The 12,985-nt window shown below is 47.0% G+C and carries 10 protein-coding genes; 4 read left to right on the top strand and 6 right to left on the bottom strand.

Features of this window, described 5'->3' with window-relative positions; translation table 11 throughout:
* The first annotated feature begins 43 nt into the window (after nucleotides 1-43).
* Nucleotides 44-1,351, top strand: a complete 1,308-nt coding sequence (locus tag ACMXYR_RS16040; RefSeq protein WP_415902330.1) for an HDOD domain-containing protein — start codon at nucleotides 44-46, stop codon at nucleotides 1,349-1,351.
* On the opposite strand, the gene ACMXYR_RS16035 is transcribed toward ACMXYR_RS16040, so the two are convergent.
* Entirely contained in the window at nucleotides 1,348-3,282 is a 1,935-nt protein-coding gene (locus ACMXYR_RS16035; protein ID WP_415902329.1) for an ATP-binding cassette domain-containing protein, read from the bottom strand. The genes ACMXYR_RS16040 and ACMXYR_RS16035 overlap by 4 nt on opposite strands.
* Between ACMXYR_RS16035 and ACMXYR_RS16030 the strand changes: the two genes are divergently transcribed.
* Entirely contained in the window at nucleotides 3,281-3,805 is a 525-nt protein-coding gene (locus tag ACMXYR_RS16030; RefSeq protein ID WP_415902328.1) for a TIGR02444 family protein, read from the top strand. The genes ACMXYR_RS16035 and ACMXYR_RS16030 overlap by 2 nt on opposite strands.
* A 137-nt stretch (nucleotides 3,806-3,942) precedes the next feature.
* Nucleotides 3,943-4,659: an FKBP-type peptidyl-prolyl cis-trans isomerase gene (locus ACMXYR_RS16025; RefSeq protein ID WP_415902327.1), complete on the top strand. Its 717-nt coding sequence runs from the start codon at nucleotides 3,943-3,945 to the stop codon at nucleotides 4,657-4,659.
* Between the two features lie 106 nt (nucleotides 4,660-4,765).
* On the opposite strand, the gene ACMXYR_RS16020 is transcribed toward ACMXYR_RS16025, so the two are convergent.
* Both ACMXYR_RS16020 and rsd read right to left on the bottom strand, forming a co-directional pair.
* Nucleotides 4,766-5,743, bottom strand: coding sequence for a WD40 repeat domain-containing protein (locus tag ACMXYR_RS16020; RefSeq protein WP_415902326.1), 978 nt, complete (start codon nucleotides 5,741-5,743; stop codon nucleotides 4,766-4,768).
* 6 nt (nucleotides 5,744-5,749) lie between these two features.
* A complete protein-coding gene (rsd, locus tag ACMXYR_RS16015; RefSeq protein WP_415889621.1) occupies nucleotides 5,750-6,220 on the bottom strand; it encodes a sigma D regulator in 471 nt (156 codons plus the stop codon).
* Nucleotides 6,221-6,487: 267 nt separating this feature from the next.
* Between rsd and ACMXYR_RS16010 the strand changes: the two genes are divergently transcribed.
* Nucleotides 6,488-6,892 (top strand): flagellar basal body-associated FliL family protein, encoded by a 405-nt coding sequence (locus tag ACMXYR_RS16010; protein ID WP_415897164.1) that lies wholly within the window; start codon nucleotides 6,488-6,490, stop codon nucleotides 6,890-6,892.
* A gap of 75 nt (nucleotides 6,893-6,967) precedes the next feature.
* Here the strand turns inward: ACMXYR_RS16010 and gshA are convergent, their stop codons facing one another.
* The 3 genes from gshA to ACMXYR_RS15995 form a co-directional block, all read right to left on the bottom strand.
* Nucleotides 6,968-8,533 carry a glutamate--cysteine ligase gene (gshA, locus tag ACMXYR_RS16005; protein ID WP_415902325.1) on the bottom strand — a complete coding sequence of 522 codons (1,566 nt, stop codon included), beginning with the start codon at nucleotides 8,531-8,533 and terminating at the stop codon, nucleotides 6,968-6,970.
* Nucleotides 8,534-8,697: 164 nt separating this feature from the next.
* Entirely contained in the window at nucleotides 8,698-11,847 is a 3,150-nt protein-coding gene (locus ACMXYR_RS16000) for an efflux RND transporter permease subunit (RefSeq protein ID WP_415902324.1), read from the bottom strand.
* A gap of 36 nt (nucleotides 11,848-11,883) precedes the next feature.
* Nucleotides 11,884-12,960 carry an efflux RND transporter periplasmic adaptor subunit gene (locus ACMXYR_RS15995; RefSeq protein WP_415902323.1) on the bottom strand — a complete coding sequence of 359 codons (1,077 nt, stop codon included), beginning with the start codon at nucleotides 12,958-12,960 and terminating at the stop codon, nucleotides 11,884-11,886.
* Between the last annotated feature and the right edge of the window lie 25 nt (nucleotides 12,961-12,985).

Raw genomic sequence — 12,985 nt, 5'->3', positions numbered from 1 at the left:
CTACCCTTTAGATTAAACCAAGACTAGGTTTGGAGAGAGTAAATTGTCAGTCGGCGTACGAGTTCTGGAAAACAGTGGCGAATTACCGCAGTTTCGCTTGGTGTTATTGCATGATGCTGAAGGTAAGGTGCTGGCTCTGCTTCCTGCGGCGTCATTACTCAATTTAGTTTCTGTCTGGAAAGAGACAGGTCGACAGCTACAGCCTGTTCGTGGCGAAGATGCGAAACGCTATTTTAGCCAAGATGCCTTAAGGCATCCTGAAGGACAGAAAAAACTTTTATCTCTCAAGCTTTTGGTTTCTCCTGAAATTTTGCAGCACGATCGAGTCGAACTGATCGAACCGCACGCTGAGCTGTGTTTTGACGTGAGTGCTAAACAGATCGAGCAAGCGAGCAGCTGTAACTTAGCGCTTACCACAGAGCAGATCGAAGCTGTGCAGCCGAAAGGTGATGACCGTGTTGTTATCACGCAGGCAGTTGAGCGCTTTACTGAGTTGCGAATTAAGCAGCGCCTTGAAGACACATTAGGTCTTCCTTCTCTTTCACCAACGATTAAGAAAATTATAGAGCTTCGCTCTGACCCAGAAGCAGGCGTGAGTGAGCTTGTCCCGGTCGTGCGGATTGATCCTAGCCTTTCTGCTCAAGTGATGAGCTGGGCAGCATCTCCGTATTATGCAGCGCCCGGTAAAGTAAGCTCGATTGATGATGCAGTTATCCGTGTCCTTGGTTTTGACCTCGTGATCAATATGGCGCTAGGTACGGCGATGGGTGAAATGCTTCGTGTGCCTGAAGATGGCCCACGTGGAGCGACGCCTTATTGGCTGCAGTCGGTTTATAACGCTGCGTTTGCTGAGCAGCTATGCCGTGCCATGCCAGAGAATGAAGATCAGCCAAAACCAGGGCTAATCTACCTATCTTCTTTGCTGCATAACTTCGGTTATCTAGTGTTGGCGCACTTGTTCCCGCCACATTTCACTTTGTTATCCCGTTATATCGAAGCGAACCCGCACTTCGCCTTAGATTCGGTAGAGCAGCAGGTGTTGAGCGTTACTCGCGAACAGATTGGTAGCTGGTTGTTGGGTAGCTGGGAATTGCCAGAAGAGGTGACTACTGCGATTCGTCATCAGAACGAACCTGATTACTCTGGTGAGCACAGTAATTATGTCAAAGTAATGTATATGGCGAACCGTCTGCTACGACAGCAGGGTTTGAGTGATGGTCCTTTGGAAGAAGTACCGGAAGAAATGTATGCAGAGCTTGGTCTTAAAGAGCCAGATGTAGCGAAAATGTTACGCCGTCTAATGCGTAATGACGAAGATATTAAAGAGTTAACAGCGTTACTGGGTGACTAAACGTCACCCAGCTCTTCTTCAAGGGCTTCCAGAGCTTCTTGCTGCTCCATCCATTCTTCTTCGGTTTGCTCTGCTTGCTGTTTCAACTCGGCTTGTTGTTGCAGCAAGGTTTTGAGCTGATCCTTGTTTTGCTCTTCGTAGATCGAACTATCACTCAGTGCCGTTTCGATCTCATCTAACTGTTCGTGCTGCTTCTCCATCGCTTTTTCTAGCTTTTCCAACTGCTTTTTCAGCGGACGTAGCTGGTTACGACGTTCGGCGGCTAAACGTTTCTGTTCCTTACGCTCTGCTGCAGAGAGAGTCTTTTTCTCTTCTGTCGCTGCAGGGGCGAACGCTTCAGCTTCGGCTTTTTGTTCGAGGCGCTTCTGTTCTAACAACCAGTTTTGGTAGTCATCTAGATCGCCTTTGAACTCTTCAACTTTGCCGTTAGCAACCAGAAGGAACTCATCGACAGTATTACGCAGCAGGTGACGGTCGTGGGAGACTAGAATCAATACGCCTTCGAACGATTGCAGAGCAAGGGTCAGTGCGTGACGTACTTCCAGATCCAAGTGGTTGGTCGGTTCGTCCATCAATAGTAGATTTGGTTTCTGCCAAGCGATCATAGACAGCGCAACGCGGGCTTTCTCACCACCGGAGAAGTTATCCACAGGCTCTAGAGCTCGATCCCCTATAAAACCGAAGGAGCCTAAGAAATCACGGATCTCTTGTTCAGAGGCATTTGGGCTAATGCGTTTGATATGTAAAAGCGGTGAAGCCGCCATATCGAGTGCTTCAAGCTGATGCTGGGCAAAATAACCGATCTGCAAGTTGTCACTTTCGTGGCGTTCGCCATTGCAGAGTTCCAAATCGCCCACGAGTGACTTAACTAGCGTTGATTTACCAGCACCGTTCGGGCCAAGAAGGCCAATACGTGCACCCGGTGTCAGAGTCAAAGAGGTTTTATCCAGAATAACGCTATCGTCATAGCCGCATTGTGCATCGTACAAAGTCAGCAGTGGCGACGACATCTTGTCTGCAGAGCAAAATTTAAAGCTGAACGGGCTATCAATGTGCGCAGGCGCAATTTTCTCCATGCGTTCCAGCTCTTTGATACGGCTTTGTGCTTGTTTCGCCTTCGTTGCTTTAGCACGGAAACGGCGGACAAAGTTTTCAATTTCACCAATACGTTGCTGCTGTTTCTCGAACGCAGATTGCTGCTGCGCTAGACGGTCAGCTCTCTGTATTTCGAATGCCGAGTAACCACCTTTGTATAGGTTCAGCTTATTACGCTCGATATGGGTGATATGGCTCACCACGTTATCAAGGAAATCACGGTCATGGGAGATCAGAATCAACATGCCAGGGTATTGGCGCAGCCACTGTTCCAACCAGATCGTTGCATCCAGATCCAAGTGGTTGGTTGGCTCATCCAATAGTAAAAGGTCAGATGGGCACATCAGCGCTTGAGCTAGGTTAAGACGGATTCTCCAGCCACCTGAGAACTCTTTGACTGAACGGGTGATATCGTTATGGCTAAAGCCTAAACCGGCGAGAAGCTGGGCTGCACGAGACTCAGCGCTATAACCGTTGTGGTTATCTAGCTCGGCATGCAGCTCGCCTAAGCGATTCATATCATGATCGGCTTCTGCTTTTGCTAGTTCTTGCTGGATAGAGCGGAGCTTGTAATCACCGTCTAAGACGTAGTCGAGTGCTGAGCGATCAGAGGTTGGAACCTCCTGCGCCATATGAGAGATACGCAGTCCCCCCGGTAGCTCGAGGTCTCCGTTATCACAGTGAAGCTCTCCGAGTAGCAGTTTAAACAGAGAGGATTTACCCGCACCATTTGCACCAACTAAACCGACTTTCCACCCGGAATGCAGGGTTAGATCGGCTTGTTCTAGCAATATGTTGTGGCCGCGTTGTAAGCTAACTTGCTGAAATTGAATCATGGCGGCGGATTTTAACATAGAGATGCAATTGAAAAATGACCTTTGGGACTTTGCGCTCAACTTTTATCAACAGCCGGGCATAGAGCAGAGCTGTTTAGAGTTACAGAACGAGTTTGGGTTGAGCATTAACCGTCTGATCTTTGCCTGTTGGGGCGGGATACAGGGCTATGTGCTCGAATCGATTACTTGTGATGAAGCGGATCACTGGCAGCAGGAGATGACCCATCCACTGCGTGGTGTTCGTTATAAAGTGCGCGAACGTAAGCAGCAAGAATCGGAATATGAGGCTTGTTATCAGAAGCTGCGTCAGGCTGAATTGGCTTGTGAGCAGATCGAGTTAGCCTTGCTTTATCAACAGGGCCAAAAGGCAGCACAAAAAGAGCCGTCATCAGAATTAATTGAAGAAAACCTGCATCGCTATTTGAAATATCAAAAAGTGCCTATAGATAAAGAGATATTAGGCGCATTAAATGCCCTGTTACAGGCGGCGAACACCTACTTAAGCACGAATCATAAGGAATAGGTGGTGCCTCGCTGAACTTTACTGTTTAATCAGGGACTAATAAAGCCTGTTGTAACTTGTAGGTTTATCTCAATAGATAGGATAGCTGCCGCAAAAGGCGCGCTGATTCCAAAGAATTACAAACAAGGATATTTAGCATGAAACAAACTTTGCTGGCGGTTGCTCTAGGTGCCGCGATGGTATCTCCAATGGTTTCTGCAGTGGAACTAAAAACTGAAGAGCAGAAAGTTAGCTACAGTGTTGGTCTTATGGTTGGTGAACAGCTTAAGACGATTCCTAATGTTGATTTTGATGCGTTCCTTGAAGCTGCTAAAACAACTTATGGCGATAAAGAGCCAAAGCTGTCACCTGATCAGGTACGCGAAGTGATGACTGCTTTCCAGAAGAAACAGATGGAAGAGCAGAAGAAAAAACACGATCAATTAAGTTCTGACAACCTTGAAGCAGGTAAAAAATACCTAGCTGAAAATGGTAAGAAGAAAGGCGTTACAACAACTGAGTCTGGCCTTCAGTACGAAGAGCTAACTGCTGGTAAAGGTAAGTCGCCAACAGCTGCTGATACAGTAAAAGTACACTACCGTGGTACGCTAATTAATGGTGAAGAGTTTGATAGCTCGTTCTCTCGTAACGAACCTGTATCTTTCCCGTTGAACGGTGTAATTCCAGGTTGGACTGAAGGTCTACAGATGATTAAAGAGGGCGGTAAAGCGCGTTTGGTTATCCCTGCTGATCTAGCATACGGTCCAGGTGGTATGGGCAATGCAATTGGTCCAAACGAAACATTGATTTTTGAAGTTGAGCTTCTGGAAATTAACCCAGGTGCGGAAGAAGCTGCTGAAGTTGAGAAGAAGTAATTACTTCTTAGCGTGATTTGAATTAAAAAGGCCGGTGCTGTGAAGCATCGGCCTTTTTGTTGGATTTTTGTGGCAATAGTCTCGTTCTGAAATAGGCTTAATTAGCTTATTTCAGCTCATTCATGATGCCGTTTGAACCAATGGCATAATATTTACCCTGCCCAAAAGCGACTGCATATACACCGGCATGCACTGGCCCGTAGGGGTCGCGCTTATGAATCCGCCATGTGCGAAGTTCTGCACCGGTTTTAACATCCCAAAGCTGTACTAAGCCCGCTGCGGTACCGGTTAATAGCTTAGAGTTATCTGGAGAAAAACGCGCGCTTAGATAACTGACACGCTTTTGCAGTAGATCTTTGATGTTGCTCAGAACGTGTAGTTCTTTGCCGCTATTCACATCCCAAATAACCGCTTTATCTAAACTGCCAGCACTGAAGGCATATTGAGCATTGGGTGAAATAGCGACAGTATCCACTACATTGCCAAACTCTAGCTCACGTAGCATTTCACCGGTCTGCATGCTCCATAGCTTAGCTTTGTAAGCATCAGAACCTGTTAGCGCAAGGGTGCCGTCATCACTGAGGTCAACACTGCGAACACGTGCATTATGGCGAAGGGTACGTTGGACACCGCCGTTTTTGACATCAAAATATACAGCGGTGTGATCGGCTAGGCCAAGTAGCGCGAAATCACCATTCGGGGATAGGTCCATCTGCATGATCTCAGCAGGGGAACTCCAGAACCACTCTGGTTTACCGGTTTTTACATCCCATAGAACGAGATCTTGCTGGTTTGCTGTCGCGGCATAAGTGCCTTCCGGAGAGAAGGCCGTTGCTGCGATGATAGAGAAGTCTTTGGCTTTATGATTCCAGTTGAACAACCGCTCGTGATTGCTGCTCTGCCAAAGGCTTCCGCCGTGATTGAAAGAACCTATAACACTATGAGAGCCATTTTCGGATAAGGCAGCGGAATATGCGCCGGTAAGTGCATATTCCTTCCACAAACTTGGGTCATCACCGCCACTACAGCCAGTTAATCCGAGGATACTGCCAGCCAGTAGCAGTTTACTAAACCCATAGCGCATTAATTATTATCCTTCTACCGCTTCTCTGTGGGAGGTATGAAGCACGGCAATCATTTTATCTTCGAGTTCGAAGCGTTCTTCCAGTGCTTCTCCAAGTTTAGATAAACGCTCGGAAAATTCACGGATCTGTTGCACTGTAGGATCAAGAAGATTATTAAAATCATCGTTAAAATCTAGCGCTATATCAGTGCTTACCTGAATTTTAGGTAGCAGTGACTGGCCTTCTTCAAGACTGCCATCATTGAAATCGCTGCCTTCCAATAGCAGCTGCTCATAGACCTCAAAGTGTCCAGAGGAGAGATAATCCATCAATGTCTGGCAAAAGCCTTGAGCTTTATTATTCAGCTCTTCGTTGATGTGGTGTTCAGGCAGATGGACAAATTGGCTGATCAGCATCTGACGTTCTTCAAGCCAAGAATCGATGATCTCGCTGACACCGCCCCAGCGCTCTTTAGCGTTTTTGCATTTCTCTAACATCCTGCGCTCCTTTCCTACCATGTAGACAGGGGTTGGTAAATTCAGTGTGAAAGTGATTTACCATTTCTATTTATTAGTACCCTTTCGCTCATCATATTCCTAAGCTGATTCAGGGTGCAACCGTCCCTATAGTAAAAAATAGTTTTTTCGCCTGCTTTGATATAGAACAGGGTCAAACACAGTTAACTTTTTGTCCATCAGCCCCTGTTGGGGCCGGAAATAGCGCGCTATACTGCTGCTATTGAACACGAATGACTGAGGCGAACAATGCTTAAGCGACTGGTTTTATTTATTTTTTTGGCTTTTTCTGTACAACTGACTTGGGCAGAAGGTGATGAACAGAAAACCGCTGAAGACTATGTTAATTACATCGAATTAAAAGCGTTTGTAACCAATTTTGGTGGTGTAGGTAAAACGCGCTTCCTGAAATGCGAAGTGACGATTCAGGTATCAAGCGAAGCGGCGCACCATGCGGTAAACCACCATATGGCGCATATCCGTAATGATATTGTGTTTCTGCTAAGTGCTCAGACTGATGACACGGTTGGTACAGTTGAGCTACAGCAAGAGCTAGCGAAGAAAGCACTGAAGAAAGTACAAAACATCTTAGTAGAAGAAGAGGGTGAAGGTTTCGTATCTGACCTTTTCTTTACGAGTTTCGTAGTACAGTAGCTACTAACCGAAAACAAAAAAAGCAAGCCACTTCGGTGTCCTGCTTTTTTTATGGGTGCAATATAGGGCGGTTAATTAGTTCGCCATATAGTCCGCTAAGTAGGCATCAAAGTCTGGCTGCTCCGCCGCTTCAATTTGCTGTTGTTCCACAAGGGAGCTTTGGCTGAGTTCTTCCAACATCGCTGCCATCTCTGATGAAGGTGCTTCGGATAGCAGAGTTTCTTTATGGCGCTGTGCTTGTTGCATCACAAAGTCACCGTGGTCGAAATTCTTATCCTGCATCTCTTTAAGTACTTGCGCTGATGGCGTTAGCTCAGGATCTAGCAACTTAGCTTTTTGGACTTTAATTGCTGCGCCAAATTGACTGCTATTGTGTGCTTGATCAAACAGCGTTGCCGTTTTCTCCATTTCTGCGAGAAGCTCGATGCCCCAATCCTTCAAAGTAACCGTCTGATCGTTGTTGATTAGTGTCAAACCTGGTTCACGGCCGCGAGTGACCACCTGCTGGTGGTTATCTTGAATCTGCTCACACTCAGCATTGCTAATTTCGCTATCGTCCATCAGCAAGCAGGTGACTAAGAACAGGTCTAAGAAATCAGCTTGGGTCTGATCGATACCCAAAGGTAGGAATGGATTTATATCGGTATTACGTACTTCGATATATTCCACGCCCTTAGACATCAACGCATGAATCGGTTTTTCACCGGATTCTGTGACGCGCTTAGGACGAATATCGCTGTAGTATTCGTTTTCAATCTGCAAAACATTGGTGTTTAGCTGTCGATATTCACCGTCTACTTTAACGCCGATCTCTTCGTATTGCTGGTAAGGCGTACGGATCGCGCTCTCTAGAGATTTTGCGTAGGTATCTAGATGGTTAAAGCAGATATTTAGGCTAGCTTGAGCTTTGTTGGAGTAGCCAAGGTCGCTCATTCGCAATGAAGTCGCATAAGGCAGATACAACGTGCCTTTGCCCATCTCTTTTAGGTTGTGCTTTTTACCTTTTAGGAAAGAGCTACATAAAGCCGGAGAGGCACCAAAGAGATAGATCAGTAACCAGGAATAACGACGGAAATTTCTGATCAGGCCGAAATACGCTGCGGATCGGAAATCTTGTAGTGATAGTTCACTGCCTGAAAAACTATGGTAAAGCGGCCAAAATGCTTCAGGGAGTGAGAAGTTGTAATGAATGCCGGCAATGGTTTGCATCACTTTACCGTAGCGATGCTCTAAACCTACGCGGTAGATGTATTTCATCTGGCCGACGTTTGATGAGCCGTAACGAGCGATAGGGATCTCTTTCTCTGGCGGCAACAAGCATGGCATGCTGGCTGGCCAGATCTGCTCTTTATCGAGTTTCTGATAAGTGTAGCGATGAAGATCTGCAAGGAAGTTCAAGGCATCAGAGGATTTTTCGAAAACGGGCGTTATAAATTCCAGTAAAGCTTCCGAATAATCAGTGGTGATATGAGCGTGAGTGAGAGCTGAACCCAGAGCTTGCGGATGAGAGGTTTGAGCTAAACTGCGTTGATCATCAACACGTAAGCCTTCCTTTTCTAAACCGTGTTGTAGCTGGGTTAGCAGCCCAGAATGGCCTGCTTGGTTAAGCCAATCTAGCTTTTGTTCTAGTGCTGAAGACAAAAGTCGATCCTTTAAGTCACTCGTTGAGGGGCAACATTATAATTGAGGGAATATTAAATTGCTGCAACGAAACAGTTAGTTTGCGCTTTCGACCTAAACTGCCTCAATTAATTCAATCTGACGCGCTAATTTATCAGATAAAGGGCCGTGATTGGCCCCTCTGATTATGCGGCTTCTTCTGTTTTCTGCTTGCCAAAACGTTGTTGTAGTTGGAACCAGCAGATGAGTAGGCAGGGTAAGAAGCCCAAGGTGATGATTACAGAGAACAGGATCCCCATCATAACCACGATACCGACACCTCGATAAAGCTCGGTGCCTGCGCCCGGAATAAAGACCAATGGCGCCAATCCGAATACTGTCGTGACTGTGGACATCAGAATCGGTTTGAGTCGCTTGGCGACGGCTTGGTTTACCGCGTCTACGATAGACGTTTTGCCTAAGTGTAGGTTATCCCGCGCTTGGCAGACGATCAGGATTGGGTTGTTCACTACGGTCCCGAGTAAGATAACAAAGCCCAGCATAGTGATCATATCAAAAGCTTGGTAGAAACTCGGTAAGCCTGTTTGTTGTAACAATTCACCGAGCATATTGGCTGCGACTAAACCGACAACGCCACCTGCGATGCCCAGAGGCACAGTGGTAAGGATTAGGCTTGGATAACTCCAGTGAGACAAAATTACGACTAGAAGTAGGTAGATCAGTAATGCTGCGATGATAAAGTTATTAAATAACGCGGTTTGAGTTGCATCCAGTTGGTCGGCAGCACCGGAAATGCTGATGCTGACTTTCGGTAGGATTTCACCTTCTGCCTTCATCATAGGAATTAATTCGGTTCGTACTTTCTCGACTGCTGTTTCTAGTGCCACGGTTGGCGGTGGCAGGATGTAAACGGAGACGGTACGACGACCTTCGATACGACGAATATCTTCACTTGCGACAGTCTCTTTAATCTCGGCTAGTGCCGATAGAGGCAGAACACCGCCACCTGGAACAGAAATCGGCGTTTGGCTAAGTAGCTCAATGCTTTTTGCTGCATTGAGTTGGCTATACAGCAGCATATCGACTTTCTTATCGCCATCGATAAATTCACCGACATAAGCGCCATCACTGAATGCGGCCACTGCGATACCGAAATCTTCCGCTTTGATCCCTAATTCAGCCAGTCTTTGCCACTTCGGCAAGATCTGTATCAGAGGTTGATCTAAAGAGAGGGATTTTGGTTCTGAATCCAAACGTGGGTTATCAAACATCTCTTTTGCGCGGGTCATCACATTTTGCGCGGTGGTGAAGAGGTCTTGTTGATCAGCACCAGAAACATTAAGCACTACAGTACGGGTACCGCCTTGGTTACTAGAGATAATTGAACCTCGCGATGAAAAGGCGCGCATACCCGGATAGCTGGTAAAGAACTGGGTGATCTCTTTCATCATCGGCTCTTGATGGTCATAGTCTTTAGGCTCACTCAGCAACCACACGGAACCTGAGCCGATATAGAGCAGGTAATAACGTAACGCCGGAATCATCCCTTGTTCGGGTATGTAGTCTTCCGGTTGCTGTTGCACGGCTAGATCGACTTTTTCTTTCACCTCTGCGCCAATCAGGGACATCTCTTTGTAGCTGTAACCGGCAGGGGCAAACATCATCGAAAATGACTTTGGCTCTTCACCTTCGGGTAGGTATTCCGCTGCTGGCATAAACGCAATAGCTAACCCTAAGGTTGCGAAGGTGCTCAGCGTGATGACCGTTATCCGGCGTTTGAAACCATCATTTAGCCAAGTGATCAGCTGCATGATTTTGCCCTGCTGATATTGCTTATCGTCCGATTTAGTCGATAAACCAAAGAATGCGCAGGCAGAAGGCACGACAAACAGCGCAAACAGCATAGAAGCTAAAATGGAAGCGGAGACGGTAATTGCGATATCGGAATAAAGTTGCCCTGCTTCCTGCTCGACAAAAAAGATCGGCGTAAACACTAGAACGGTCGTGGCACTGGAGGCGATGACGGCAGTCCACACCTCTTTTACTCCAGCAATGGCTGATTCAATCCGATCCATGCCTTGGCGTAGTTTCTGCTCGATGCTTTCGAGCACTACGATACTGTTATCAAGAGTCATACCAATCGCAAAGGTAATCCCGGCTAAGGAGATTACGTTGATACTGCGGCCAAACATCATTAAGCCGATAAACGCGGCGATGGTACAAACAGGGAGTCCAAGCAGGCAGAAGAGCGTTGCGCGGCCAGAGCGCATAAATACGTATAGTACAAGGCTTGCCAGTAACGCACCTAAGCAAAGGTTTAGCACCACGCTTTTGATAGAGGCTTCTACATAGCGAACATCATCTCCGATCAGCTCTATACGCATGCCGTTGGGTTTAAGAACATCGCGGCGCAGTTGTTCGACTGCTTGCAGCATGTCTTGTTTGATTTGAATAACGTTGGCACTGGGTTCTCTACGAACCCCTAAAGTGATCGCTCGCTCACCTGCTACATAAGCGACACCGTTAGTTTCATAATGATCGAGTTTGATGTCGGCAACATCTTTCAGGTAAGTGCTAACGCCATTTTCGTGGCGAATAATAAGGTTGCTCAGTTCCTCTAAGTCATTGAAGCGACCTTGAGTACGCAGTAAATAGCGGCGTTTACCCTCTTCAATATCGCCAGCAGAAATATCTCTATTACGGGTTTGGATCGCACTTTTAACATCCGCCATGCTTAGCCCGCGTTGGGCAAGTTGGTCCGGTTCAATATGGATCTGGATCTGACGCTCTGTTTTTCCGCGCATAGAAACTTGGGATACCCCTGGAACCCTTTCCATCACTGGACGTACCTGACGATCAATAAAATCGCTGGTCATGTCCATATCGAGGTTAAATGGATTTCCTGCTTCAGGTACCACGGAAAAATAGAGGAAGGGGTTAGCAGAGAAGGAGCTGATTCTTACACTAGGCTGGTCGACATTATCAGGGTAGCCCGCCACTTGATTAAGCGCGTTGGTGACCTTGATCATCGCCTGATCAAGGTTGGTTTTTGGGGGGAACTCAAGAATGATCTCGGCTTTACCAGTCGAAGCGATCGACTCCATAAATGCTAGATTCGGCAGAGTGCGTAGATGACGTTCTTGCTCTAACAAGATCTCTTGTTCTATATCTCGTGGCGTTGCCCCGGACCAGTGGGTCTCAATCTCAATCACTTGTGCGTCCAGATCAGGGATCATTTGCACCGGCATCTTCAGGCTGGCTACCACGCCCAATAAACAGACCATCAATACCAGAACGGCTAGTAGGCGGCCTTGTTGAATAATTGCTCCTAGCATGGGCAACTTATTCCTCTTTAGAATCTTGTTAAATCCTTAAGGTTGCAGAGTAACTTCTGCACCTTCACGTAATAGCTCGTTACCGCGAATAACAACCTGCTCGTCAGCACTGATCCCATTAATGATCTGGATCTTATCGCCTCTGATCTTGCCCAATTCTACCGGTCTGCGTTCAGCCTTGCCTTCCACTACGATAAATACGCTGTTACCGTCATCGGCATGATGCAAAATGGCATCGCGTGACACCATCACTACGTTTTGCTCTTTGGAAAAGTTCAATTCCAGCTTGGCCGATGTGCCCGGTAATAATAGAGAGTTCGCTTGAACGGGTTTAAAGCGGGTCAGGAATGTTCTGCTCTGCTGCGAGCCCACTGGCACAATAGTTTTGACCAAGCCTTCAATCGCGGTATTCGGGGCCGTATCGGGATAGATTGTGATGGTCGTTATCTCCTGCATGCGGCCGAAATAGGCTTGCGGGATCTGCACATCCAATAGAATTTTATCTAGAGAGACCAGAGTCACAGCTTGATTACCGCTGCTTAACCATTCCCCTTTCTCGGTTTGCTTAGCGGTGATGATGCCAGCAAAAGGTGCGAGTAATTGATGTTGGCCTAGCTCATGTTGGAAACGCTCTTGTTCGGCTTGGGCTGCGGCAAGATCTGATCGAGCTACATCACGCGCCACACGTAGAGAGATCAACGTATTTTGTGCAATGTGTTTTTTCTTGCGAAGCAGTTCCCCCTCTTTTAACTGGCGACGGGCCTCATTTAACTGCGTTTGTGCGGATGTTGTCTGCGCTTTGGATTTGAGTAGGTTCTGACGGGTGATTTCATCATCGAGGCTCAGAATCAGATCATCTTGGTTGACCTGACTGCCAATATCGACACTTAGGTTTTTAACGATCCCTTCAGCGGCTAAGGATAGGTTGGCCGATAGCTCTGCTTGCAACGTACCATGCAGTGTTAGCGTCTCTTCAAAAGGCTCTGCTATGGCAGTTTCAACACGAACGGGCAGCGCTTTGGCATGCGTCAGCGTCGGGATTAAAAATAGAATGGTTAACAGGGCTGAAGCAGCCTTGTTTCTGGAAAAAGTCCGCAGTGGGGTGGGGAACATGTGACAGTTACTCTCACTCAAAAAG

Source organism: Neptuniibacter sp. QD29_5 (genome assembly GCF_047778125.1).
Classification (GTDB): Bacteria; Pseudomonadota; Gammaproteobacteria; order Pseudomonadales; family Balneatricaceae; genus Neptuniibacter.
Note: the sequence above shows the minus strand (reverse complement) of the source record. Positions and strands in the feature narration are given on the sequence as shown.